At 34.9% G+C, this 26,460-nt stretch carries 20 protein-coding genes; 12 read left to right on the top strand and 8 right to left on the bottom strand.

From position 1 onward, the window contains the following. Window positions 1-8: 8 nt before the first annotated feature. The 5 genes from NX902_RS20830 to NX902_RS20810 form a co-directional block, all read right to left on the bottom strand. Window positions 9-797, bottom strand: a complete 789-nt coding sequence (locus tag NX902_RS20830; RefSeq protein WP_047944426.1) for an ABC transporter permease — start codon at window positions 795-797, stop codon at window positions 9-11. Window positions 798-803: 6 nt separating this feature from the next. After that, window positions 804-1,625, bottom strand: a complete 822-nt coding sequence (locus NX902_RS20825) for an ABC transporter permease (protein ID WP_095329804.1) — start codon at window positions 1,623-1,625, stop codon at window positions 804-806. 4 nt (window positions 1,626-1,629) lie between these two features. Further along, complete coding sequence (locus tag NX902_RS20820) at window positions 1,630-2,577, bottom strand: nucleoside hydrolase (protein WP_341160964.1); 948 nt, start codon at window positions 2,575-2,577, stop codon at window positions 1,630-1,632. A 17-nt stretch (window positions 2,578-2,594) separates the two neighbouring features. After that, window positions 2,595-3,641: an ABC transporter substrate-binding protein gene (locus NX902_RS20815; protein ID WP_095329815.1), complete on the bottom strand. Its 1,047-nt coding sequence runs from the start codon at window positions 3,639-3,641 to the stop codon at window positions 2,595-2,597. A gap of 204 nt (window positions 3,642-3,845) precedes the next feature. Then, the gene (locus tag NX902_RS20810) at window positions 3,846-4,166 is read right to left on the bottom strand and encodes a Na-translocating system protein MpsC family protein (RefSeq protein ID WP_047944423.1); all 321 of its coding nucleotides are present in this window, start codon (window positions 4,164-4,166) and stop codon (window positions 3,846-3,848) included. Window positions 4,167-4,819: 653 nt separating this feature from the next. Between NX902_RS20810 and NX902_RS20805 the strand changes: the two genes are divergently transcribed. Next, entirely contained in the window at window positions 4,820-6,121 is a 1,302-nt protein-coding gene (locus tag NX902_RS20805) for a GntP family permease (RefSeq protein ID WP_095329806.1), read from the top strand. Window positions 6,122-6,136: 15 nt separating this feature from the next. After that, window positions 6,137-7,273, top strand: a complete 1,137-nt coding sequence (locus NX902_RS20800; protein WP_095329807.1) for a glycerate kinase family protein — start codon at window positions 6,137-6,139, stop codon at window positions 7,271-7,273. 57 nt (window positions 7,274-7,330) lie between these two features. Here NX902_RS20800 and NX902_RS20795 read toward each other — a convergent pair whose 3' ends face one another. Together NX902_RS20795 and NX902_RS20790 are read right to left on the bottom strand one after the other, a co-directional pair. After that, window positions 7,331-8,356: a CdaR family transcriptional regulator gene (locus tag NX902_RS20795; RefSeq protein WP_095329808.1), complete on the bottom strand. Its 1,026-nt coding sequence runs from the start codon at window positions 8,354-8,356 to the stop codon at window positions 7,331-7,333. Window positions 8,357-9,032: 676 nt separating this feature from the next. Continuing rightward, window positions 9,033-9,296 (bottom strand): SunI/YnzG family protein, encoded by a 264-nt coding sequence (locus NX902_RS20790; protein ID WP_095329809.1) that lies wholly within the window; start codon window positions 9,294-9,296, stop codon window positions 9,033-9,035. 462 nt (window positions 9,297-9,758) lie between these two features. On the opposite strand from NX902_RS20790, the gene NX902_RS20785 reads away from it, so the two are divergent. From NX902_RS20785 to NX902_RS25840, 8 genes are all read left to right on the top strand, one after another. Further along, window positions 9,759-12,419 carry a YhgE/Pip domain-containing protein gene (locus NX902_RS20785; protein ID WP_171510011.1) on the top strand — a complete coding sequence of 887 codons (2,661 nt, stop codon included), beginning with the start codon at window positions 9,759-9,761 and terminating at the stop codon, window positions 12,417-12,419. A gap of 1,035 nt (window positions 12,420-13,454) precedes the next feature. Beyond that, window positions 13,455-14,855 carry a PTS system trehalose-specific EIIBC component gene (gene treP, locus NX902_RS20780; protein ID WP_095329816.1) on the top strand — a complete coding sequence of 467 codons (1,401 nt, stop codon included), beginning with the start codon at window positions 13,455-13,457 and terminating at the stop codon, window positions 14,853-14,855. Window positions 14,856-15,203: 348 nt separating this feature from the next. Next, window positions 15,204-16,844: a sensor histidine kinase gene (locus NX902_RS20775; RefSeq protein WP_341160963.1), complete on the top strand. Its 1,641-nt coding sequence runs from the start codon at window positions 15,204-15,206 to the stop codon at window positions 16,842-16,844. A 7-nt stretch (window positions 16,845-16,851) separates the two neighbouring features. Further along, entirely contained in the window at window positions 16,852-17,616 is a 765-nt protein-coding gene (locus NX902_RS20770) for a response regulator transcription factor (RefSeq protein ID WP_095259504.1), read from the top strand. A 95-nt stretch (window positions 17,617-17,711) separates the two neighbouring features. After that, window positions 17,712-18,740 carry an ABC transporter substrate-binding protein gene (locus NX902_RS20765; RefSeq protein ID WP_123258314.1) on the top strand — a complete coding sequence of 343 codons (1,029 nt, stop codon included), beginning with the start codon at window positions 17,712-17,714 and terminating at the stop codon, window positions 18,738-18,740. Between the two features lie 24 nt (window positions 18,741-18,764). After that, window positions 18,765-19,847, top strand: a complete 1,083-nt coding sequence (locus NX902_RS20760; protein ID WP_341160962.1) for an ABC transporter ATP-binding protein — start codon at window positions 18,765-18,767, stop codon at window positions 19,845-19,847. Between the two features lie 3 nt (window positions 19,848-19,850). Continuing rightward, the gene (locus tag NX902_RS20755; RefSeq protein ID WP_047944411.1) at window positions 19,851-21,512 is read left to right on the top strand and encodes an ABC transporter permease; all 1,662 of its coding nucleotides are present in this window, start codon (window positions 19,851-19,853) and stop codon (window positions 21,510-21,512) included. 274 nt (window positions 21,513-21,786) lie between these two features. Further along, entirely contained in the window at window positions 21,787-22,485 is a 699-nt protein-coding gene (locus tag NX902_RS25840; RefSeq protein WP_430755272.1) for an excalibur calcium-binding domain-containing protein, read from the top strand. 87 nt (window positions 22,486-22,572) lie between these two features. Here NX902_RS25840 and NX902_RS20745 read toward each other — a convergent pair whose 3' ends face one another. Further along, window positions 22,573-23,961: a PTS transporter subunit EIIC gene (locus NX902_RS20745; RefSeq protein WP_341160961.1), complete on the bottom strand. Its 1,389-nt coding sequence runs from the start codon at window positions 23,959-23,961 to the stop codon at window positions 22,573-22,575. Between the two features lie 302 nt (window positions 23,962-24,263). Between NX902_RS20745 and NX902_RS20740 the strand changes: the two genes are divergently transcribed. Beyond that, a complete protein-coding gene (locus tag NX902_RS20740) occupies window positions 24,264-25,463 on the top strand; it encodes an enolase C-terminal domain-like protein (RefSeq protein ID WP_095329820.1) in 1,200 nt (399 codons plus the stop codon). 120 nt (window positions 25,464-25,583) lie between these two features. Beyond that, window positions 25,584-26,297, top strand: a complete 714-nt coding sequence (locus tag NX902_RS20735) for a GntR family transcriptional regulator (protein ID WP_171510357.1) — start codon at window positions 25,584-25,586, stop codon at window positions 26,295-26,297. The last annotated feature ends 163 nt before the right edge of the window (window positions 26,298-26,460 follow it).

Genomic DNA, 26,460 nt, shown 5'->3' with positions numbered 1-26,460 from the left:
ATCCTCCATTATCTTTTCGTGAAATAAGACAATCCCATTAATCTTTCCACTACAAACATAAAGATAGCAGTTAAGAACATTAATAGAACAGAGATGGCTGCAACAGTAGGATCAAAATAATTCTCTACATAAAGCAGCATTTGAATAGGGAACGTACTGACACCGGGTCCAGTCATATAAACCGAAATATCCACATTGTTGAAGGACTCTAAAAAAGCAATCATGACAGCGGCGATAATGCCAGATTTAATGTTTGGCAATACAACACGAAAGAATGTACCAATTCGATTCGCACCAAGACTAAGTGCCGCTTCTTCTATGGAAAAATCAAAGTTTGCCAGACTAGAAGAAATGACGCGAATAATAAATGGCAGCATGATGACTGTATGACCGATAAATAAGGATAAATAAATAGGAAGGTTATAGGTCACAACAATATAGCGCAAAAACGAGAAACCTAGAACGATTCCTGGAATAAGAATCGGAGAAACGAAGATAGCATTAATGATCCCTTTGCCAGCAAAGTTAAAGCGGCTAAGCGCATAGGCTGCTGGTACACCAAGTAGTAATGCTAAAATGTTTCCTGCTATGGATACAATAATGGATGTTTTAAAGGTGCTTAAAAACATTTCCACTTTAAAAATATTCTCATACCATCTAAGGGAAAACTCTTCTGGAGGGAATTTCAGAATACTTCCACTCTCAAAAGAGGTAATCGATATTATTACAAGCGGCCCAAGTAAAAAAATAAAAACAAGGATCGTAAACAGGGCCAATCCTCTATGTTTTTCCTGCATACACGTTTACCCCTTTGGATTTAGTTTTTTCGCAACACCATTCATGATCGAAATAATGATAAAGGTACAAATAATCATTATAGTTGCCACAATAGAGGCAAGTTTCCAATCATTTAAGGTAATTGCATTTTGATAAAGAAAAGTGGAAATAACCCGTTGTTTTCCACCGAGCAAAGCAGGTGTAGTATATGCGGTAAAGCTGCCCACAAATACTAAAATACTTCCAATCACAAGGCCGGGAACACATAATGGCACAATGATTTTCATAAAGGATGCCATTTTGGAAGCACCAAGACTTTCTGCTGCGCGCAGTAAATCATTGTCGATATTCTCCATTACACCAACAAGCGTTACGATAATTAATGGAAGAAAAAGGTGAACTAAACCGATAATAATTGCATTAGGCGTATATAAAATATTTAAAGGTTCTTGAATAAGCCCTAGACTCAATAACGTTTTATTTAACACACCATTTTTCCCAATAATAATCATCCAGCTAAAGGAACGAACAACGGGACTTGTCAGCAATGGAAAAATCGTGAATAACAGGAGAACCGCTTTTCTTTTGCTAGGAAGCTTCGCGATATAATAGGAAACGGGAAATCCAATTAAAATACAGATAAAAGTTGTGAGTAAACTAACGCGTAAAGTAGTAAGAAGGATATCGATAAAGTATTTATCTTTAAAAAAGTCGATATATCCTTGCAAACTAAAGGATCCTCCGTCATTAAAGGTTGTCCCCATCATTGAAAGAATGGGTATTACTAAAAATATTGTTAAAAATAATACTCCTGGCAGTAAAAGTAAATATAAATATCGTTTCTTCAAGACGTCACTCCCTTTCCTCAAAGTGACCATTCAAAATGTCAATAAACATCTGGAAGAAGGCATCAGCATCTACTTGTAAGGAAATATGTAAATTTGCTTCTCTTTGTAGACGATTTTGAAAATCACAGACGAGCTGACCATCACATAATTCACTTCTTGTTTCAACATCGATAAAATACTTTTCTGTTTGTACTAGGCCTTTATTGAGGGCAATTCCTACAGCGAGTGGGTCATGCATAGCGCAAGCATGGACTCCGTACCGGTTAAAATATTTTTGTTGATAGTCATTTGTACTTTGAGCAATATAATCTTGTAAAGATTTATCCGTTATTAAATGAAGATGATCTTTCGTTAATAATGCTTTTCTTGTTACATCTAATCCGACTTGCGTGATAGCAGGAAAGCCTGCATGTAAGACGATTTTTACTGCTTCGGGATCGACATAGCTGTTAAATTCAGCAGTTGGCGTTACATTACCTGGACCTTTTACAACCCCACCCATAAAAATAACTTCTTTCACATGATTCGTAATTTGCGGACATTTTTTCACGGCTAAGGCTAAATTGGTTAAGGGGCCAGTAAACACTAATGTTACTTCGCCCGAAAAGCTTAAAATGGAATTGATTAAAAAGTCGGGAGCGAAGCCATCACTCACTGGATGAGTGACAGCTGTCTCCTTTAGTGCTCCGCCTAAACCATCTTCTCCATGTATGCGATGTTCGAAGAATGGTGCCCGTACGAGGGGGGTGGCAGCTCCTTTTATTACTGGAATATGATCTGCTTTTACTAAATCTAGTATTTTGCATGTGTTTGTTGTTGCTTGGTCCAGGGAGACATTGCCATTAACAGTTGTAATCCCTAGAATATCAAATGCTTTGCTTTTCACGGCTAGTAGAATACCAATTGCATCATCAATGCCAGTGTCTACATCTAATATCAGCTTCTCTTTCATGATGACCCTCTTTTCCATTATTGAACTAGCTCGCGGTTCCAGCGATCAATCCAGCCCTTTAAGTTATCGTTGATAAATTTCATATCTAATGTGTGCAAGCTAGTGATTACCTTTTCGCCATATGTTAACCCTTGTGCTTCTTCTTCTGTTAATTTGACTTGCGTATTAACTGGTGAATCTACTTTATTTTTAGCTGATTTTTCTTGTGCTTCTTTTCCTAAAATATAGTTGATGAATTTTTCTGATAGTTCTTTTTGGTCTGAACCTTTTACGATGTTTACTGTATTCATAACGGCATATCCACCTTCAGCAGGTGTAATAAATTCAGCATTAGGAACTGCTTCTTTTAAATCAGCAAAGTACATTTCCATGATTGGCCCAGCGGCAATTTCTCCTTGAGCAAACATATTTACATATTCAGAAGTTTGACCATATTCTTTTACAACGCTTGGCATTAAGGATTTTAATTGTTTAAAGGCTTTATCTTCGCTAAAAGTTTGTTCACCGCTAACTAAAGAAGCCACGTCTACCATCATTGGGCCTGTTGTAGAGGTAATGCTCGGGATTGTAATTTTTCCCTTTAAATCTGCACTCCATAGGTCTTTCCAAGAAGTAACGGGTTTTGCTACTTCATCTGGATTATAAGCAATTCCAAATTGCGCTATAGTGTAGGCAGGTCCATACTCTTCACCAAGTGGAGCTTTTGCCGTTTCATAAATATTGTCTAGATTAGTCAGCTTGCTGCGATCAATCGTTTCGAAAACTTTATCTTCAATTCCTTGCTGGGCGTAATAGTCGGATAAAAAGATGACGTCAACATCTGAATTTCCTTGTCTCACTTTGTTTAAGCGGTCTGCGTTATTACCTGTATCTAAAACGATTTCTACATTGTTCTCTTTTTCGAATGGGGCATAAATTTCACTGCGGAAGAAATCTTCATTAAAACCCCAAGTGGAAACAACTAGCTTTTCTTTTTTTTCTTTACTGTTTGATGTGTCATCGGAACTGCATGCTGCTAATAATAAAAAGGATGATGCGGCTACTGCACTAACTAATTTTTTCATTTTCATTTTAGAACCCTCCGAATGATTTAGTTTTTTAGGCTTTAGGAAACGATCTTTCTCGTAAGCTATAAATAATAAAAAAAGACAAGCTTAAATAGAATTATCCTTCTACTTAAGATTGTCTTTTCTTTGTAAACAAAGATTAAACTTATCTTTTGTATATAGTGGCGTTCTGCTTAGATAAATCCAAGAAGAAATCCAAGATTAATGTTTAGTTAATACAATGTTTGTAAAAGCAAGCTGTGTGAAAGAATCATAATCCCTAAGAATCGCTTCAATATTCCAATTTGTCGTTTCTTCTAGTTGTTCTTTTAGCTTTTTCTTAAAAAGTAAGGACAGATGAAAGTCAACCTCTTGTTTAAGGCTCGGTACTTCTCCTTCGAGAGCAGCAGATCGAGGGGCACGTGGATGCTTCGCTTGAAGTGTAATCACATTCTGATCAATCGTTACCTTCAATAATGTCGTTCCAGCACCAAACAAATCTTTTGAAATCTTATTGTATACCTGAGATAGAAATCTTTTCATTTCATTTGCATCGATGATAAATCACCTGCCAAACTTATTGATATTGGTTATTATACATATCATTTTTAAATAATTCAATAGAATGTGCGGATTTTGGCAAAAAAAATATAAATTTGTCGTTTGTAGAGGAAATAATATGGTAAAAAACGAACTATGGAGAGGTTTATGAAATGTGTTCTTCAGTTTCTCTATAGAGCATCATAGCAGGAACCGCTTAAAGGAAGAATGATTTTAATATTGATAAAATTTTATATATTCCTAACTTTAGTATATTCTCTTTTATTTTTCTAGTAGGAGGGAAGATTTTTTGACATTATTTTAGTGTAAGCGAGCGAGTAGTCATGATAGATTGTAATGTTGCATGAAGAAAATTCTTCTTTTTATAAGGGTGATAAAGAAACTGTTTATATATTTTTAACTTAGTTTTTGTGCAAATGAACAAGGAAATTTGGTTGGTTTATCAATTGTTAAAGGGCTTACAATACAATAAAATGAAACCGTATTCAAACGGTTCTATTTGCAATTGGTTTATAAGGGGTATACACCAATTTTAGTAATATTACCAAACAAGGGCAGAACAAAGGATGATTTTTGGAGAGATTCGAATGTAATAGACCGTTATTGTCAAGATTAATAGATTAGGAGGATTATTTATGGCAGCTGGGTTAGAAATTAGTTGGATTGGAGCTTTATGTGGTTTGGCGCTGGCAATCATTTTAATTTTGTTTAAGTTAGCCCCAACTTATTCCCTTATTTTGGGGGCGATTGTTGGAGCATTTATTGGTGGTGCTAATTTTTCAGAGACAATTACGATTTTAGTGTCAGGGACACAAAGTGTTCAAGGAACAGTTATCCGTATTATTGCTGCAGGGGTTTTTGCTGGTGTCATGATGGAATCTGGGGCAGCAGAAACAATTGCCAAGTTTATTGTTGATAAACTCGGTGGGACAAAGGCGATGTTATCTTTAGCATTAGCAACGATGATTATTACAGCAGTAGGAGTATTCATTCCCGTAGCGGTATTAATTGTTGCACCAATTGCTCTGTCTGTGGCAAACAAAATGGGTTATTCTAAGATTGCCGTCTTAGTCGCTTTATCCGGAGGAGGAAAAGCAGGAAATATTATATCTCCAAATCCTAATACAATTGCTGCTGCAGGCGGATTTGAGCTTCATGTTAATCAGGTAATGATAGGGGGACTAATTCCAGCTATTTTTGGTGTAATTGTCACAGTAGTCCTTGCATCGCTAATTAAGTATAAAGGAACGAAAGTGACAGATAAGGAGGCAGAAGAACTTGAAAATGCAAACACCTCCAATCTGCCGTCTTTATCTAAAGCTTTAATAACACCAATTATTGCTATTGTTCTATTGATGATTAGTCCAATAGGAGCATTGCTTGGAATAGATGTACTTACAAAATTGAACATTGACTCCTTGTTTATTTTGCCTTTTGCGGCAGTTGTCGGTACGCTGGCGTTAGGGAAAAAAGAAAAGCTGCTGGATTATTGTACAGCTGGCTTAAATAGAATGACACCAACCATTTTAATTATTATTGGTGCAGGTGCTATTGGTGGATTGATTACTGCTTCAGACTTGCCTTCACAAGTAGTTGCCTTAGTAGAATCATCTGGCATTTCTGGCACATTCCTTGCTCCAATTGCAGGAACTTTAATGGCAGCCGCTACAGCATCTACTTCAACAGGGGTTATTTTGGCAACTGGTTCATTCTCAGAAGCAATCTTGAATACTGGCGTAGCACCTATAGCTGCAGCAGTGATGACACATACTGGCGCTACGGTGATTGACCACTTACCACATGGAACTTATTTTCATGTTACTCGCAACGCTATGAATATGAGTATGGCAGACAGAATGAAAGTGGCAGGTTATGAAAGTATTGTTGGCTTAACCATGACTATTGTAGCAATTATCCTATACGGATTTATTTTATAAAAAGAGGTGGAAGCAATGGGGAAAACATTTTTATTAGCTCCTGATTCATTTAAAGAAAGTATGACAGCAAAAGAAGTATGTGTTGCTATGGAAGCAGGGATAAAAAGAGCAATCCCTGATGCAGAATGTATCCATGTTCCAATGGCAGATGGCGGAGAGGGGACGGTTCAATCACTAGTAGACGCTACAGGCGGTACACTAGTTATAAAGGAAGTTACAGGACCCCTTCATACACCAGTTTTAGCACAGTATGGTATTTTAGGAGACGGTAAGACTGCTGTCATTGAAATGGCATCTGCAAGCGGAATCCATCATGTTAACAAAGAAACAAAAAATCCCCTTATTACCACAACTTTTGGAACAGGGGAATTAATAAGGGAATGTATAGAGCAAGGCATTACAGATATTATATTGGGGATTGGCGGGAGCGCAACAAATGATGGCGGAACGGGTATGGCCGCTGCGCTTGGCTATAAATTTTTAGATAAAGATGGAAATGAATTGTTGTTTGGCGGCGGTTATTTAAATGAACTTAATACAATTGATTGTTCTCATGTTATCCCACAGTTGAAAAATGTGCATATATTGGTGGCATCGGATGTCACAAACCCATTGTGTGGAGAAAATGGAGCATCGGTTGTCTTTGGTCCCCAAAAGGGTGCTACTCCAGAGATGGTCCAAATTTTAGATAGAAACCTACGTCACTACGCTAACAAGGTGAAAGAGTATCTTAGAATCGATATAGTAGATACACCTGGTGCAGGCGCTGCAGGTGGCCTTGGGGCAGGTTTACTTGCTTTCACTCATTCAACGATGAAGAAAGGAATAGATATCGTAATTGAATATACCAATTTAAAGGAAAAGTTAAAAGCAGTAGATTATTGTTTTACAGGAGAAGGCGGCATTGATTTTCAAACAAAGTTTGGCAAAGCCCCATATGGAGTTTCACAAGCGGCTAAAAGTGTGAACCGTGACATTAAAGTAATCGCACTGGCAGGGTGTATTGGTCAGGATGTGGAAGTTTTGTACGAAGAAGGTTTCGATGCTATTTTTGGGATTGTCCCTGGAGCAGATTCGATTGACACTTTGCTGGCTCAAGGAAAAGAAAATGTTGCAAGAACGGCAGAAAGTATTGCGAGACTATTAAAATAGCATTGCTGATGTCATGTTTTTTGTGGAAGCTGTTCCTTTGACTTAGGAGCAGCTTCTTCATTTGATACGACTAATTAACATAAAGATTAGTTCTAAAAGATCCAATATATTTTTAGGATCTTTCCCTGTAATTTTATAAATTCGATTTAATCGATAATTTAATGTATTTCTATGCACAATCAGCTGGCTGGCTGTTTCATTCATATTCATATTACAGTTAAGGTAAGCTTGGAGTGTCTTGATAAGTTCATCATTTGTTTCCAACAAGTCTGATTGAAGCGCTGTTTTTTTTATTTTTTGCAAAGAATATGATAAGTCAGCAATAAACTCACAATCAGCATAAAAAATGATTTTCTGATGAAGAAACAATCCTTTTAATACTTTTAATGCCAATTTTGTCTGAAGAAAACCTTCAGCAATTTTATCATTTATTTTGCTGACGGAAACAAAGATATCTTGATATTTAGCTAGATTATCTCGCAGCTCTTCCATGTTGTTTGGCTCTTGAACAACCACACATAGTGTATTTTGATAGGGCTGAAAGAAAGGGAAATCTTTTACTATAGTCTCATCAACGTTTTTCTGAAATTCTATATAGACTAGTTGGCTTGGTTTATTTAACTGAACATTATAGGATGATGCTTGGTCTATTAAATCTTTTGTATAAATAGTATTTGGATCTATTAATAAGTTGAAAAATTCCTGTTTTACATTCTTTCTCCTATTTTCTTTTTCCGAAGCAATACTCTGTTCGATTAATAGCAGAACGGTTGATTTAACTAGTTTTCCGAAAGGACTGGTTTCCTTTATCTCGCCGCTAATACCAACTACTCCTAATATAGACTCATTCCATTCAATAGGCAGATTAATTCCTTTCTTGACGAATTCTTCATCCTTTTCAATAGGAACGATTCTTTTTTGTTTGATGGCAGCAACTGCACCATGGTGGAGCGTGCCGATTCTTTCTTTATTGCCACTGCCAATGATAATGCCGGTTTTATCCATAATATTAATATTATATGGAATATCCTTCATCATTTTATTTACAATTTTTTGTGCCTGTTTGGGTGTTAATTCATACATTTTAATGGGCTCACCACCTTTTAATAAAGAAAGAAAAATACTTGCTATTGTATAGGTACATATGAGAATTAGACGTTTGAGCCTTTATATTGTAAAGGAACGGTCGAAAGCACTTCATTTAATGGAAATTAAAAGTAGAGAGAGAACAGCAAAGCAATTTAGTACTCTAAGTGATAATCATGATTTTCTATGCGGAATAAAATTTCCAGCCCTTTAAAGCTACTTGACGGATAAATCTTGGTTACCTCAATAGGAAGTTCGTTAATCACAAGCATAGTTAGATTCAATCCTTAATATTTATTGTATAGTCTTATTAATAAAATAAACTATACCATTAAATGATAGCGCGTTCAAATAAGAAAATCTCCTCTTTCCTTAAAAGATTGTTGGTAGCACATACTAAAAAAGGAAAGCGGAAAAAAACCGTCCCTCTGAGTTATAATCATGCTGTTGATACCCAGCCTAGCTTGCCATCTTTTTTATCAAGGAGTATCCTCCCACAGCTATCATCAACGATGAAAACTAAGTCTCCCGCTTGTACGGTTAAGATTTTTAAGAAAGGTAATATTAACTTCGAAAACTGGTAGTATATTTTAATCAATAGTTTCTCTTAACCTCAAGTAAACGGCTTTTATCCAAAAATACAAGTCAGCCAATATCGTGGCGATAAAGAATTTTATTCTTCCTTAATTAAATCCGTAATCTTGTCCTTCAAATTTCCGCTACTTGTAAAAATAATATAATGATCTGTTTTGGTATGTATAAGGACCCTGTCAGTGTTTCCATAAGGGAAACCAATTCTTATTCCGGTTATTTCTTTCCCAGCATAGGTTTCATCATTTGCTACTGCTGTTATATCTGATAAAGGGATTTCAATGGTGCATAGCTGCCATTTTATTTGTAACTTGTTATCATTTTTTGTTACTTTGACTTCCAACATTGCCCAATCACTCCTTTTAATATTTTACGAAGATGATGGACAAAAGTTTCATGTGATAAAGTAACTCTTTAAAAGAGTATGAACATACTGACGGGTCTTAACACAAAGTTTTATTGGCTTTATAACTTGGTGGGAACATGAAAGAGAAACGGAAATGGTGGAATAGAAATCAAAATTCAATGGTACTACAGTGTTTCTACTTAGAAGATTGTTTTGTATTGATTACTTGGACTTTGTATGAATTCCTTTATCCATAATGTTTTGTTGTATCACTTGAAGTGGTATCATAGAGAAATATTAGATTTTTCCAATATATACTAAGAAAAAAGAGGATGGATTTTAGGTGACTGCCGTTATTAAGATGATAGGGATTGCAGAAGGAAGCTTTTGTTTAAGATTAAATAAATCTTTCCTCTGAATGCTTTTCTATCCGGCTTCATAAACTAACGAAGGGTGATTTTTTTGAAGAATGTTTTTACTATTTACCGAAATGATTGGATTCGTATATTTAAGGCGCCTATTGCTGCACTTCTCATTGTGGCTTTAATGGTGCTGCCATCTTTATATGCGTGGTTTAATTTGGCTGCTTCGTGGGATCCATATTCGAATACGAGTGGGATAAAAATAGCAGTAACAAGTGAAGATGATGGAGCAGTTATTCGCGATTCCTCCGTCAATATTGGCGATGAAATTATTTCAAGCTTAAAGAAAAATGATAAGCTTGGCTGGGAATTTGTAAGTAAAGAAAAAGCGAAGGAGGGTGTTACAAAAGGAGAGTATTATGCAAGCTTGTACATACCTCATGATTTTTCTGCCAAGATTGCAACCATTTTAGAGGACAAACAAGTAAAGCCAGAAATTGATTATAGCGTAAATGAAAAGTTAAACGCAATCGCACCAAAGATGACTTCTACTGGTGCCTCGACGATTGTGCAGCAAGTAAAAGAAAACTTTATTCATACGGTAAGTGAATCCGTATTGGGTGTATTTAATGATGCTGGAATTAAGCTGGAAGAAGAATTACCGACGATTAGAAATATAGAAGAGAAAATTTTCGCATTAGAAAAAGAAGTTCCGAAAATAAATGAATTAGGAGAAAAAGTAGTAACACTGGAAGGTAAATTGCCTGAAATCAATAAACAAGCCCAAAAAATCTTAACATTAGAAGCAGCTTTTCCAGATATTAATGAAGCAAGTAAAAATATTCTGTTATTAGAAGAAAAGCTTCCGGAACTAGATAAGGTTGGAGAAGGCATTCTGGTATTACAGGAAAAGGCGCCAGAGATTCAAAAGCTAGCAGATGGCGTGATAGAGCTAGATGCTCATTTTGCTGACATTAGTGAAATGGTAACAAAAGCATTATCAAATGTAGAAGACATGCAGTCATTTCTGGAAACAGCAAGTGGTTCATTAGAGAAAATCCAACAAGGGATAAATAACGGGAAGCAATTAGCAGATACACTGCCGGCGTTTATCGATGCAAATGGGGAAGCGCTCGATGCGGTGGGACCAGTTTATAAACAAAATCTTCTTCTCCATCAAAAAACGGCTGATGCTGTTCATCAATTTGCTGGATTAGTTCAAAATGGTAATCTAACTGAAGAGGAAACAAAGACAAATGCAGTAGCTTTGCAAGCACAAGTGCAAACTAGTATCAATAGTTTAACACGTTCTATTGCATTATTTACTACTCTTAATAGTGCAACTCCAAATGGGGATGAGGCTCTTTTGTCTGAAATTAAAAACTTACAGGCATTACAAACCAATTTTCAGCAAGAAAAAGAGCTGCTACAAACGATACAGGCAGAGGATAAAGAAAAAGCATCCAGTTTATTGGCGTTGTCGCAAGAGGCAATCGAGCTTAGTACTACTCTAGTGAATCGCTATGACAAGCAAACAGAGCCAGCTATTCATCGTGCTTTAGAGGGGATAAAGGATTCGGCTCAAAATGCAATGAATGATTTGGAAAGTGCACAAGCGAATATACCAAAGCTAGAAGAGATATTAAAAAATACGGATGAGTCACTTGCCTTTGCGCAAGAAGAATTAACAAAGCTTCATTCTGACCTACCTACAATAGAAAAGAAGATTCATGAAACAACAAATCTTATCCAGAAAAATATGGATAAAGTTCTAGCAAGGATTAATGATGCTGCAGAATTTTATCAAAAATCTTTTCCAAGTCTAAAAGAGAAGATTCATGCAGCAGCAAGCTTTGTTCGTAATGATCTTCCGGCAGCTGAAAAAGATATTTCTAAAGTAGCTGCATTTATTAAAACAGATTTACCTAGAGTGGAAGAGGCTGTTCATAAAGCGGCAGATATGGTACAAAATGAATTGCCAAATTTAGAAGCGACCTTGACTAAAACGGCAGATTCTATCCGGAATTTTGAAGATGAGTATGATTTAGGAGAAATTATTTCCTTGTTGAAAAATGATATACAACAAGAAAGTGACTTTATATCTGATCCGATTGTATTAAATGAAAATTCGTTATTTCCTATTCCTAATTATGGATCAGCGAATTCGCCTTTTTATACAACCTTGAGTTTATGGGTTGGTGCCTTGCTGCTCATTTCTTTATTACGCGTGGATGTTCGAGATCCTGAAGGAATTTACACACCGAACCAAATTTACTTTGGCAGATGGCTAACCTTTGTCACAATTGGATTATGCCAGAGCTTAATTGTGACACTGGGAGATATGTTTATCTTAAAGGCATATGTAGCTGAGCCAGTTGCATTCGTATTGTTCAGCATGTTTATCAGCTTAGTATTTATGACAATTGTTTATACATTGGTTTCTGTTTTTGGCAACTTAGGTAAGGGATTAGCGATTATTTTTCTTGTATTGCAGCTATCTGGTTCTGGAGGAACTTTTCCTATTCAAGTTGCACCACCTTTTTTCCAAAAAATTAATCCCTACCTACCATTTACACATGCAATCAACCTATTAAGAGAAACCGTAGGCGGGATGGTAAAGGAAAAAGTATTATTTTCAATCAGCATGCTTATCATCTTTAGTGTAATTGCTTTGATTATTGCTCTATTTTTAAAAAAGCCATTGGCAAATGGAACAAGAAAAATGACAGAAAAGGCAAAAGCAAGCGAGATTATACATTAATAGTAACTACATGGGCAAGGAATCTCCCATAATGGAAAGCGAAGGACTGCTTCTACATATAGAACAGTCTTTTTTGCTTTTATTTTAAGAATAATGTAGTGCCTAAAAGGGTAAAAGAAGAAAGGTATCAGCTTTATTAGGTGTTTACGTTAATTATGTAAGGCTTCAAGGGAAACTGATGTTGGCTGAAAAAATTCGACTTTAGCTGAAAAGCCAGTGAGATTGGCTGATAAAAAAGAAGTTTGGCTGAAAAGCCAGTGAGATTGGCTGATAAAAAAGAAGTTTGGCTGAAAAGCCAGTGAGATTGGCTGATAAAAAAGAAGTTTGGCTGAAAAGCCCCCAGTTTTGGCTGATAAGATCGAAGTTTGGCTGAAAAGCCCCCAGTTTTGGCTGATAAGATCGAAGTTTGGCTGAAAAGCCCCCAGTTTTGGCTGATAAGATCGAAGTTTGGCTGAAAAGCCCCCAGTTTTAGCTGATAAGATCGAAGTTTGGCTGAAAAGCCCCCAGTTTTAGCTGATAAAAAAGAAGTTTGGCTGAAAAGCCAACAGATTTGACTGATAAAACCCCATTTCGGCTAGAATTCTCTTATCTTTGCCATACTGGGAAGCATCTTTCCAGTAATTTCTCCTATATTTTACTACTCCTATGACGTAAACAGCTGAATGCTAATGGCTTCATTGTAAGTATTTGCTTTCCAAACTCAAACTATTAGAAACATCCTTAAAATATTATAGAAAAGAATAAATATCTTCTCCCTTCAGCTACGGAAGGTTGGCAGGATTTAATATCATCATTAAATACAATACGATACGATACGATACTACTTGTTTTATAACTATTAATAGGATTTATATTTCAGAACCAAATAGAAAAAAACACCATTGTAAACGTATTACTTTTTCATTGACAACTTGTATATACATCTATATCATTAGTTTTATAACATGTATATACAAGATTCGACAAATATTTGCAAACGTTTTATTAGTTTTGGAATAGAATTCATCTTCATCATAGAATGGGAGGACGTAAGAAATGAGCATAGATAAACAGCAGGTTAGTAATATAATTGACGCGATTGGCGGCAAAGAGAATATTTCTGCTGCAACGCATTGTGTGACAAGATTGCGATTTGCATTAGCAGATGAAGGAAAAGTAGATAAAGAGAAGCTTGAATCAATAGATTTAGTGAAAGGGTCGTTTTCGGCAAATGGACAATTTCAAGTTGTAATTGGTCCAGGTACGGTGGAGAAGGTTTATAAAGAATTAATCAATCAAACGGGTGCATCCGAAGGGTCGAAAGATGATGTCAAAAAAGCCTCAGAACAAAATTTAAATCCATTACAGCGTGCTGTAAAAATGTTAGCTGATATATTTATTCCGATTTTGCCTGCAATTGTAACAGCTGGTTTACTAATGGGAATCAATAATGTCCTAACAGGTGAAGGTATCTTTTTTGAGCAATCGGTGGTTCAAGCATATCCACAATGGGCAGACTTTGCTAGTATTATCAATTTAATAGCTAATACAGCGTTTACTTTTTTACCCGGTTTAATCGGCTGGTCTGCAATGACTCGATTTGGCGGCAGTCCTTTATTAGGGATTGTGCTTGGATTAATGCTCGTTCATCCTGATTTATTGAATGCATGGGGATATGGAAGTGCAAAAGAAATTCCGACATGGAACATTTTTGGTTTAGAAGTAGAAAAGGTTGGCTATCAAGGTCAGGTTTTACCAGTCCTGCTTGCTTCTTATGTTTTAGCTAAATTAGAAATTTTCTTAAGAAACAGAATTCCAGATTCTTTTCAAATGTTATTCGTGGCACCTATTGCTTTACTTGTAACTGGTTTTGTATCATTTATTGCAATCGGTCCCATCACATTTTTTATTGGCAACTTAATTACAGATGGCGTTGTAGCAATTTTTGATTTTGCGCCAATTTTAGGTGGATTAATATACGGCGGATTATATGCACCGCTTGTTATTACTGGTATGCATCATACATTCTTAGCAGTAGATTTGCAGTTGATCGGAAGCACTGGCGGAACATTTCTATGGCCGATGGTTGCTTTATCCAATATTGCTCAAGGGTCAGCAGCACTTGCCATGTTGTTTATATTAAAAGATGAAAAATTAAAGAGTTTGTCAGTAACTTCAGCTATCTCCGCGTATCTTGGTGTTACGGAGCCAGCGTTGTTTGGTGTTAATCTGCGCTTCCGCTTTGCCTTTATTTCGGCCATTATTGGATCTGCTATAGCTGGTGCCTTTATTTCTATCCAAGCAGTAAAAGCACCTTCAATAGGAGTAGGCGGCTTGCCAGGATTCCTGTCCATTTTCCCTAATAATTGGGGAGCATTCTTCATTGGAATGGCCATTGTCATAATCGTCCCATTCCTTTTAACAATATTATTTGGAAAAGTGCGCAAGGCGCAATAAATAGTAGAGTATTTATAACAGAAGGTATCAATGATTCATATTGATATCTTCTGTTTTTATTTAAACATACCTACATAAATGATTAAGAAAGAAAGTGAAAAGAAATCTATGCTTCTTTTTATCTTATATGGTGAAGAATACATTAATATGCGACTTACAATATGATCCTGAAAGTCATATAATTCGCATAGAACAATCCTATTTATCTTGAATTGTCTCTTCTGCTGTTTTTGGTATTTAATAGTTTGTGAGTATCGTTTTTCAAATTACCTTTCCAATTTTTAATTATCTTGGTAAAGTAGTCGTAATAATAAGGAGTTAGTAAAGAAAGGTGGGTGAATCATTTTTTTGAAAACGTTTAAATTTAAAGATAGATTACGAAAGGAAATTATGGTAAGTTCGCTTATTACTATCTCGCTGGCTTCCTTGGTGATTTTTGGAGGACTATTTGGCTACTATTACTATTCAATCAACCAAGAAATAACAGAAGAAAGGGAAAGGATTACTAATCAGTATAAAAGTATAACTAGTTACCTTGATGAAAATTTAGAAATGTACAGCGAAACCATATTTGCAAGATATGTAGATGGAAAATTAACTGATAGAGATTTATATGAAGAGTATTATCACCTTCTAAGCAGAAAGGAAAGGAATATAAGAATTCGGTTATTATTATTGGATAAAAATAAAAATTTATTATTTGATAGCGAGAAGAAAGAAGATATTAGGTTGATCTATTTCTTAAATACGGTAGTAGATAATAATCCATTAGAGGAAAAAGTTATCCGTCGGATATTTATGACTCCTCAAAGAGAGCATACCTTATTATCCTTAAAAAAGATAAAGGAGGATTCCTATACGATTGGATATGCGGCTTTTTTAATGAATGGAAATGATTTTCTGCAAAACTCTTCAGGAAATGGAACCCAATATCTACTGTATGATAATTATCATAATGTTTTCTCCAGTAGCTCATTCGAATTTTTAAAAGGATCTTTAGAAAAAGTAAGTTCAGAAGTAAGGGATGGAAATTTTCAAAGTGAAGAAGAGAACTATTACTCCAAACATAGACTGCTGGAATCAAATATGAATTTAATTGTTTATAAAAAATTAGAATCACTAAACATATTATGGCGCTTTTCGTTTAGCATCGTCATGATTTTGGTTTTCTTTTTATTACTTTTTTCTCGTTATTCCTCTAAAAAGATCGCTTACAATAATGCTAGATATGTGGAATTTATATCCAATGAAATGAAAAAAGTAACAAATAATAAAAACTATCGCTTTAAGATAGAGTCAAAAGATGAATTCCAATTTTTGAGTGAAAATATAAATCAAATGCTCGATGAATTAGAAGAATTAAATCAAAATAACATTTCTTTACTAAAGGAAAATGTCATCTCAGAACGCAAAATGCTAGAGGCGCAATTTAATCCTCACTTTCTGTATAATACATTGGAAACGATACGAGTAGCAACTTATTATGATACAGAATTAGCTAACAAATTAATCTTAAATCTAAATACTATTTTGAGATATAGCATTTCCAAAATGAATGAAGTAGCAGCCATTAAAACCGATATGCTTTATATTAAAAACTATTTGGAAATTTGCAAAGAACGGTTTGAGCGATTTACGTTTGACATAACGATAGAGGAACAAACAGAGGAATTCCTCATTCCGAAATTGTTAATTTTTCCAATAGTAGAAAATAGTATGAAATATGGATTTAGAGATAGAAGAGATTTACATTTATCAATTAATATCGTCAGAACTGGGGAAAGTTTGACGATACAAATAAGCGATAATGGAGGAGGTATAGATGATAGTACGTTAGTTAAAGTAAATTCAAATGTATTTAAGAAAAGTGGGAACCATCATGGCCTATATAATGCAAAGAGAAGATTATTATTAATGTACCCAAATTCTTACTTCAAAGTAAAAAGTCCTGGGGAACATACGACTGTCATTATGAAAATCAGGGAGTGAGAGAAAAATGTACAGAGTTCTCATTATTGAAGATGAAAAATTAATAAGAAAATGGCTGCGTTATGGTTTTGATTATGAATCAGTTAATTGCGTAGTAATTGGAGAAGCAAGTGATGGGGAAGAAGGAATTGAACTTATAAATGAACTAAAGCCTGATATTGTCATTACAGATATTAATATGCCAAGAAAAAATGCCTTTCAAATGCTTGAAGAAACAAAATATCTTATTTTTTCAAAAATTATTGTCTCGGGATATAATGATTTTCCTAATGCAAAAAAGGCAATTTCTTATGACGCAGTTGAATTTATTGTAAAACCGATAAATGAATCAGAATTAAAAGAAGCTATCAGAAAAGCAGGGACAATGGTAGATATATTGAAACTGGAACAAAAGGAAAAGCAGAAAATAGACGATATGATTAAGGGGTTAGCACATTCATCTTTTGAGGGTCATTATGATCATTTAGTTAAGCAGATGATTCAATATATTGAGAAAAATTACGCAAAAAAGTTTACTTTTAATGCAGTGTCAAATGAACTGGGATATAGCTCATCTCTTCTTTATAAGAAATTTAAAGAGGAAACCAAACAAACTTTTAATGAATACCTGAATCAATATCGAATAAAAAAATCAATTGAAGAGGTTCAACGCGGAGAGTATAAAATTTATCAAATAGCTGAAAAAGTTGGTTTCACTGATTATAAGTATTTTAATCAAGTGTTTAAGAAATACACAGGATATACTTGTACTGAATTTTTGGAGAGAAAGTAGTGTAGAATTTTCTCTGAATTTATAGAATAGTACCATTTGAAAGCGTTTGCTTATATATTATCCTAAACATATCAATGATAAAAAGAGGATAATAAATGAAAAGATATTGGAAAATGTTGATTTTGGTAGTTGTTGGTGTATTAGCACTAACTGCTTGTTCATCTGAAGAGAAAGCGGGAGAAGGAGCATCGGATAAATTAGTTATTTACACACCAAATTCAGAAGGGTTAATTAATGCGACAATCCCTGCCTTTGAAGAAAAATATGGAATCAAGGTTGAGTTAATTCAGGCTGGTACAGGAGAGTTATTCAAAAAGTTGGAAAGCGAAAAAGACTCTCCAGTGGCGGATGTAATGTTTGGAGGAACCTATACTACTTATGCTCTTCATGGAGAATTATTCGAAGAATATGTTTCTGCTGAAAACGAAAATGTAATAGAGGAATATCGCAATACTAATGGGTATTCTACTCCATTTACTTTAGATGGAAGTGTACTTGTTGTAAATAAAGATCTGACAAAAGGAATGGATATTAAAGGATATGCTGATTTATTGAATCCCGAGTTAAAAGGAAAAATCTCTACAGCTGATCCAGTTAATTCATCAAGTGCATTTTCGCAATTAACGAATATTTTACTTGCAAAGGGCGGATATGATTCAGATGATGCCTGGAATTATGTAGAAGATCTCTTTACAAATATAGATGGAAAAATCAACTCTAGTTCTAGTAATGTATATAAAACAGTGGCCGATGGAGAGATGGCAGTTGGATTATCTTATGAAGATCCGACAGTGAAGTTATTGAATGATGGAGCGAATGTTGAAATTATTTATCCAGAAGAAGGTACGGTTTTCTTACCTGCAAACTCAGCGGTTGTGAAAAATGCCAAAAATATGGATAATGCGAAAAAATTCCTTGATTTCATTATTTCTAAAGATGTTCAAGAGGTACTTGCAAAATCAACAACTAATAGACCAGTTAGAGATGATGTAGAAATCGGAGAAAATATGAAGCCGCTTGCAGATATTAAGACATTAACAGAAGACTATGAATATGTTATTCAGCATAAGGATGAAATTGTCCAACATTATAATGAAATATTTGTTGATATTCAATCTAAATAATGAGAGGCCAGGAGGTGAAAGAGAATGAGTTTTATTAATATAGAGCATGCCAAAAAGGAATATGGAGGAGTAGCGGTAATTCCAGATCTAACCCTGAATATAAAGGATGGATCTTTATTTACCCTCTTAGGTCCATCTGGATGTGGGAAAACAACCTTACTGAGAATGATAGCTGGTTTTAATTCAATAGAAGGAGGAAACTTCTATTTTAATGAGAACAGAATAAATGATAAAGAACCAAGTAAAAGAAATATCGGAATGGTATTTCAAAACTACGCAATCTTTCCTCATTTAACGGTAAGAGAAAATGTAGAATTTGGTTTAAAACAAAGAAAACTTACGAAAGAGGAAATACAAAAGAGGACGACTCAATATTTGAAATTAATGCAAATTGAGCAATATAGTGAGCGGAAACCTGAAAAATTAAGTGGTGGACAACAGCAGCGTGTTGCGCTAGCACGTGCATTAGCAATAAATCCTGATGTACTACTGATGGATGAACCGCTAAGTAACTTAGATGCTAAATTAAGACTTGATATGCGCCAAGCTATTAGGGATATCCAAAGAGAAGTGGGGATAACAACCGTATATGTTACCCATGATCAAGAAGAAGCCATGGCAATTTCAGATCAGATTGCTGTTATGAATAATGGAGTAATTCAGCAAATTGGAAGTCCGAAAGAATTATATCACCGCCCTGCTAATGAATTTGTTGCTACCTTTATTGGGAGAACCAATATACAAGAAGCGAAACTAGTTTCTACTGGAGATAGTGCCACAATAGAGTTCGAAAATGGTTTTAATCTTTCCTTTGATGAACTAGCCAGCGAACATAGTCAAAGAGTTAGAGTGAGTATTAGACCAGAGGAATATGTAAGAACAAAGCAAAATCCTGATACTATTCGTGGCGTAATAACTGATAGTGTCTACCTAGGAATGAATACGGAATATTTCATTCATCTTGATACAGGAGAAAATATTCAAGTAAGTGAAGAGTCAACATTTGAAGAAGATTTGAAGGCTGGGGATGAAGTCTGGCTGGCGATAAATAAACAAAAAATCAATATATTTACAGATGATGGTTCACGTAATTTATTGGGGGTGTAAATAATGAGAAACAAGTTTAAATTTAATATTTGGACCGGCTCCTCCTTATTTATCCTTCTTACTTATACCGTTTTCCTTATATATCCGGTATTAATGATTTTAATACAAGCATTATTTATAAATGGTTCCTTTTCATTAAAATACTTTGTTGAGTTTTTCTCTAAAAGTTACTACTCGGAAACATTAATCAATAGTTTTAAAGTTTCTATTTCTGCAACGTTCTTTGCGTTAGTAATTGGAATAACTTTAGCTTATTTATTTTCCATGTTTCAGTTTAAAGGAAAAAAAGTGCTGCAAGTATTAATTATTATAGCTTCCATGTCAGCACCTTTTATTGGTGCCTACTCATGGATCCTATTATTAGGAAGAAATGGAGTCATTACTAAATTTTTAGTGGAATATCTTCATTTTCCTCCATTTGATATTTACGGATTTTCTGGAATAACCCTAGTTTTTACTTTGCAGTTGTTCCCGCTTATTTTCTTATATGTTACAGGTGCCTTCAAGAGTATTGATAATTCGATTTTAGAAGCAGCTGAGAGTATGGGATGTACAGGAATAGCTCGGTTTTTCAAAGTGTTATTACCACTGTTGATTCCTACCATTTTAGCAGGAGCTTTACTAGTTTTTATGCGGGCGTTTTCCGATTTTGGAACCCCAATGTTAATTGGAGAAGGTTATCGAACTTTCCCGGTGTTAATTTATACGCAGTTCATTAGTGAGGTAGGAGGAAATGCAGCATTTGCAGCTTCTTTAGCTATTATTGCAATTGTTATTGCCTTAGTCATATTTTTAATTCAGAAATATGTGTCCAATAAAAATTCTTTTAGTATGAGTTCGCTTCACCCTGTGCAGCCCAAAAGTATGAAAGGATTTAAGAAACTTTTTGTTTATATAGTAGTTTATGGCATTGTATTTATTGCGATGCTGCCACAATTTTACCTGATGTATACCTCGTTTTTAAATACAAAAGGGATGGTATTTCAAGAGGGATATTCTTTTAATAGTTATATAGAAGCATGGGATAGAATGGGATCAGCGATAATTAACACGATAAGGATACCTTTCTTAGCCCTAGTAATCGTAGTTATTTTTGCTATCTTTATTTCTTATTTGGCGGTAAGGAAACGTAACCTATTTACATCATTGATTGATAGTTTAAGTATGATTCCTTATATTGTTCCTGGCACTGTTTTAGGGATAGCCTTATTAGCATCATTTAATACGGGAATAGGTGGAAGTGGAATAATCGCAATTACTGGTACAGCGTTTATTATGGTTATTTCTTTATCTATTAGAAGATTGCCGTATACGATAAGATCATCAGTAGCCTCCTTACAGCAAATTCCACCTTCTATTGAGGAAGCGGCTGAAAGTTTAGGCAGTAGCCGGTTAAATACTTTTATCAAAATAACCGTTCCAATGATGTTGCCTGGCATTATCTCTGGAGCAATATTGAGCTGGATTACCATGCTTTCAGAGCTTTCTACGTCCATATTGCTATATACGGTAAATACCAAAACAATGACAGTAGCAATCTATACGGAGGTAATTCGGGGGAATTATGGTATTGCAGCAGCACTGTCTACAATATTAACGATAATAACAGTTCTCTCTCTCTTAATATTTATGAAAGTATCTAAAAATGATAGTATTACGCTATAACTTTTGCCTATAGATTAACGAGTAGTTGTTTAAGAGAAGTAGATGCAAATCAAAGAGGCTCCCATCTCATCAAAACTGCGTTATATCGGTTTTGTGAGATTGGAGTTTTTTGTATTGAGATAGTAAAATTAAAAGGAATATGCAGATTTTGTCGAAAGAATTTTATAGAAATATAGGAAAAACTACCGATAGTAAATGGGTGGGATTTACTTCTTAATGACTACTTTTCAAGTTATAGGAAGAGGCTCCTAAATATAATTTTTTGGAGGACAGCATGATTGGCTTAGGACTTATAGGATTATTATTAATGGTATTTGCGCTTATTTACTTCGTTATCTATTTGCTTAAAAAGGTGAGAGGCAGAAATCCAATTCTTTCAAAGAAAATATTTTATTTTTCCTTAATTGGTGGTTTCTTATTAATGATTCTTTCGGCTTCTTTTCTTGATACAGGAACTCAAGGACAATTACAAGAAGTAGAGGGAAAGAATAGTAAATTAGAGTCAGAAGTAAAAGCATTAAAAACAAAAGCAAAAGAGCTTGAAGATAAAGTCGTAGAACTCGAATCAGATAAAGAAAAACTTTCAACTGAATTAAGTGATACAGAAGCTAAGCTCTCTGATAGCAAGGATCAAGATAAGGAATTTGCAGAATACAAAAAATCACAAGAAGAAAAAATCGCTAACTTAGAAAGTGAAAAGAAGGAGCTTGAAGAAAAAGTAAATAACTTAGAAGACAAAGTTGCTGCTGCGGCGAATACGCCATCAAGTTCTTCAACAAAAGCTTCGAATTCAGGCAGTACCGCTAGTTCCAAAAATAATAATGCAACTGCTTCCACTGTTAATTCAGGCAATAATAATTTTGCTAATTGTACGGAATTAAGATCTGTCTATCCAAATGGGGTACCAAGCTCTCATCCTGCTTATCAGTCAAAAATGGATAGAGATAAGGATGGGTATGCTTGTGAGAGATAAGAAATCTTTCATTAATTAATACATATTTATCTATTCTTATGATTAATAGCTGTCTCTTTGTAGAGACAGCTATTTTAGTAGCTAGCATTAAAGCTTCTGTGTATCAGAAACAGGCTCATTTACATCATTAGTATCAGCTTTTTTAATCGTAAAGTAGGCAATCAAGAAAGCGGATCCGATGGCAATAATAATTCCAGCTATCGCATATGGGAAGTAAGGACCAACATAGGCAACTAGACTTACGATACTAGAAAGGATATAGCCATATATTCTCACTCCTGCAGCGGCAAAGAAGGTAGCGGCAATGGCACTTCCGATTGTACATGCAATAAATGCTTTTTTATTTTTAATTAATACACCGAATAAAGCAGGTTCTGTAATGCCGAGTAGTGCTGATATAGTTGCAGAAATGATAATCGATTTCTCCATTTTATTTTTTGCTTTAAAGAACATAGCAAAGGTCGCTCCAGCAATTGCCATATTGGTCATAAACATCATTGGCATTAACATATCATAGCCTTTATCGGCGAAGTTTTGCAGGGCGATTGGCGTGATAGCGTGATGCACTCCGAATACAATTTCAATGGGTCTTGCTCCTCCCATTACAACACCAGCTACTATAGGCGAAATATCAAATAAAAGTTCGATAACATAAGCCAATGCCTTACCGACATAACCACCCAATGGACCCGTGACAATTAAAGAAAAAGGAATAGCAATAAATAGAGCCAAAGTAGGTGTAAATACTGTGCGTAAAACATTTGGCATAAAACGGTCCACCCATTTGTGAATATGGCTTAATGCCCAAACTGAAAGGGTAACAGGTATAACTGTACCAGAATAATTAATAACGGGAATCGGTAAGCCGATAAATTGGAATTGACTTATTTCTCCTAATTTAGCTGCATCCAATAAGGTTGGATACATCAGTCCTCCAGCGATGGCAATAGCTAAGTATTGATTGGTTTTAAAGATTTTTGCTGCTGAGGCTGCTAAAAAGAATGGTAGAAAGTAAAAGACACCGCTTGCAACTAAATCTAAAATAGTGACAGTTTCACTTTCCTTAGAAAGAATATTTAAGGCAATGAGTCCAGCTAATATCCCTTTTATCATTCCAGCTCCGGCAATAGCAGGAACTATTGGTCCGAAAACACCTGAAACAACATCTAGTAATCTTCCAAAAACTCCTTTTTTCTTGTCGCCTTCTTGTGCTTCTTGCTTATCTTCATCTAGTCCTAACTCATCGATGATTGCTGTATAAAATTTTTGGACATGGGTACCAATAATGATTTGGTATTGATCACTTTGTAATTGTTCTCCGATTACTCCATCCAGCTGTTTTATTTGCTCTCTTTTTATTAACGACTGGTCATATAAATCGAAACGTAAACGAGTCATACAATGCCAAACTTTTTTAATATTACTTTTACCGCCAACATATTCAATGATTTTTGAAATCGTGTCTTTTTCCCTCATAGTTTCATAGCATCCTTTCCTCTTACATAAATGCGGAAAATGTATAATTGCACTTTGATTTGACAAGGAAATCATAGCATAGCTCATTAATTTTTGAAAACGGTTTAAAAATACCAAGATAATGATCTGGTCCTTATAAAATAAAGGTTTTTTCCGATTTGTTTATAAAATTGGTACGGTAAATTAACGTTATATTATGACTTGCCTAACCAAATTGACGCTGTATTTTTCCTATGTTTAAATTTAAGTATTGATTGGCTTTGATTTGACAAGAAGAAGCAAAGAGAGAGAAGGAGATTTTGGTGGAACCGACAATTATAACAGATATTAAATCTTTTGTAACCAATCCACATCGGCATAATTTAGTTGTCGTGAAAGTGGAAACTAATAAAGGGATTTATGGATATGGCTGTGCAACCTTTCAGCAGCGGCCTTTAGCAGTTCAATCCATCCTTGAGGAATATCTAAAACCCTTATTATTAAATAAAGATGCCAATCATATTGAAGATTTATGGCAGATGATGATGGTGAATTCCTATTGGCGCAATGGACCAGTAATAAATAATGCGATTGCCGGCATCGACATGGCCTTATGGGATATAAAAGCAAAGCTTGCTAATATGCCTCTTTATCAATTGCTAGGCGGAAAATCTAAAAATGCCATTGCCGCATATACTCATGCAGACGGATTAACACTCGATGAACTTTTCGCCAATGTTGATGAGTTAATCCAAAAGGGATATCGTCATATTCGTTGTCAGTTGGGGAAATATGGTGGGAAAAATCAAAAAATGCACTTGACGAACGAGCTAAGTGAAGGGGAATATTTTGATCCAGATATTTATATGACAGATGTCATTACTATGTTTAAGGCACTTCGTGAAAAATATGGCTATTCTATTCACTTCTTACACGATGTTCATGAGCGGTTATTTCCAAATCAAGCCCTTCAGTTGGCAAAAGAACTGGAACCATATAAGCTTTATTTCTTAGAAGATATTTTGCCGCCTGATCAAAATGAATGGCTTTCCCAACTAAAAGTACAATGTACGACACCTATTGCGACGGGAGAACTTTTTAATAATCCAATGGAATGGAGAAATCTAATCGTTAATCGACAAATTGATTATATACGCTGTCATGTTTCACAAATTGGTGGAATTACCCCAGCACTTAAGCTAGCTGCTCTTTGTGAAAATTTTGGTGTGCGCATTGCGTGGCATGGGCCTTCTGATATGACGCCAATTGGGGTGGCGGTTAATACGCATTTAAATATTCATCTTCATAGCGCGGCAATTCAAGAGATTCAGGAACCAGATGAAACGACAATGAAAATGTTCCCGCATGCGATAAAAGTGCATGAAGGTTATATTTACCCAATTGAAAGAGAGGGAATTGGCGTAGAATTTGATGAGGAAATGGCGAAGAATTACCCTGTTATCTATCGCAAACATGAATGGACACAAGCCCGAATACCAAACGGCGCTATTCATACACCATAATAGAAATGAAGAGAGAGGTCTTAGTAAAAGGGATCTGTCTCTTTCTTTTATTTTTAAGAAATAAATATATGTTAGAATGATGAGGCGGATGAAACTTATTCTGTTTGAGAGGTAAGAATGATGAAAAAAAGAGACTTTATAGCAGAAGATATTTTAAGTAAGATTTATCAAAATAAATATAAAGCTGGCGAAAAAATCCCAACGGAAAGAGAACTGGCAAGACATTATGATGTATCGAGATACACTATTCGTGAAGCACTAAAAAAGCTTGTGAATATAGGGTGTGTAAAAGTTATTCAGGGTTCAGGAATTTTTGTAAATGAGACACGGTATAAAAGCCCTTTAATATATAATTCACTCACAGAAAGAAAGTTTAAAGATATTCAATCAAAAATTATTTATTTTAAAAAAATAGAGGCAGATCATGCTTTAGAAAAAATATTTGACTTAAGTGGTAAAAAAACAAAAGTATGGGAGTATAAACGTGTTCGCATTGTGGATTTTCAAAAAATGCAAATAGAAACGACAAGACTTCCGTGTGTCTATTTCCCAGATTTAGAGGAGGAAGCAGTAAAAAACTCCGTTCATGAGTATGTCCAGCAATGTGGCTATCAAATCTCTCATTTTATTACTACCTATAGTGTCATAAATGTCAGTAAAGAAGATGCCGAGCTGCTTAACTGTAAAAAGGGTACGGCTGCTATGAAGATTTTTAATCGAGGAATTCTGCAGAATGGCACCGTATTTGAATATAGTGAGATGATAAACTTGGACTACTCCGTTTCTTATTTCACTCCGTTTAATCCATATAGTCACCAGTATAGGAAGAATTAGGAGGAAAATATTTGTTTTTTCCTCCTAAGGAATAGGACTAAAAAAAATGTCCTATTTATTTGTATATCAATAAAACAACCTTCAATACCTCCTTCACCACATCATTAAACCCTCTATAATTTTGGATAAAAAAACCAAAAAAATAAGACAAATTAAATATATC

It is taken from the genome of Niallia sp. FSL W8-0954 (assembly GCF_038005605.1).
Lineage (GTDB): Bacteria > Bacillota > Bacilli > Bacillales > Cytobacillaceae > Niallia > Niallia circulans_A.
The sequence above is the reverse complement of the archived record's forward strand: the minus strand, read 5'-3'. Positions and strand labels throughout refer to the sequence as shown.

Bases quoted from the DNA above. Each gene is read 5' to 3' on its own strand.
- NX902_RS20830 (WP_047944426.1), bottom strand. From the start codon at position 797: ATGCAGGAAAAACATAGAGGATTGGCCCTGTTTACGATCCTTGTTTTT.
- NX902_RS20820 (WP_341160964.1), bottom strand. From the start codon at position 2,577: ATGAAAGAGAAGCTGATATTAGATGTAGACACTGGCATTGATGATGCA.
- NX902_RS20815 (WP_095329815.1), bottom strand. From the start codon at position 3,641: ATGAAAAAATTAGTTAGTGCAGTAGCCGCATCATCCTTTTTATTATTA.
- NX902_RS20810 (WP_047944423.1), bottom strand. From the start codon at position 4,166: ATGAAAAGATTTCTATCTCAGGTATACAATAAGATTTCAAAAGATTTG.
- NX902_RS20805 (WP_095329806.1), top strand. From the start codon at position 4,820: ATGGCAGCTGGGTTAGAAATTAGTTGGATTGGAGCTTTATGTGGTTTG.
- NX902_RS20800 (WP_095329807.1), top strand. From the start codon at position 6,137: ATGGGGAAAACATTTTTATTAGCTCCTGATTCATTTAAAGAAAGTATG.
- NX902_RS20795 (WP_095329808.1), bottom strand. From the start codon at position 8,356: ATGTATGAATTAACACCCAAACAGGCACAAAAAATTGTAAATAAAATG.
- NX902_RS20790 (WP_095329809.1), bottom strand. From the start codon at position 9,296: ATGTTGGAAGTCAAAGTAACAAAAAATGATAACAAGTTACAAATAAAA.
- treP (WP_095329816.1), top strand. From the start codon at position 13,455: ATGAGCATAGATAAACAGCAGGTTAGTAATATAATTGACGCGATTGGC.
- NX902_RS20770 (WP_095259504.1), top strand. From the start codon at position 16,852: ATGTACAGAGTTCTCATTATTGAAGATGAAAAATTAATAAGAAAATGG.
- NX902_RS20765 (WP_123258314.1), top strand. From the start codon at position 17,712: ATGAAAAGATATTGGAAAATGTTGATTTTGGTAGTTGTTGGTGTATTA.
- NX902_RS20760 (WP_341160962.1), top strand. From the start codon at position 18,765: ATGAGTTTTATTAATATAGAGCATGCCAAAAAGGAATATGGAGGAGTA.
- NX902_RS20755 (WP_047944411.1), top strand. From the start codon at position 19,851: ATGAGAAACAAGTTTAAATTTAATATTTGGACCGGCTCCTCCTTATTT.
- NX902_RS25840 (WP_430755272.1), top strand. From the start codon at position 21,787: ATGATTGGCTTAGGACTTATAGGATTATTATTAATGGTATTTGCGCTT.
- NX902_RS20745 (WP_341160961.1), bottom strand. From the start codon at position 23,961: ATGAGGGAAAAAGACACGATTTCAAAAATCATTGAATATGTTGGCGGT.
- NX902_RS20735 (WP_171510357.1), top strand. From the start codon at position 25,584: ATGAAAAAAAGAGACTTTATAGCAGAAGATATTTTAAGTAAGATTTAT.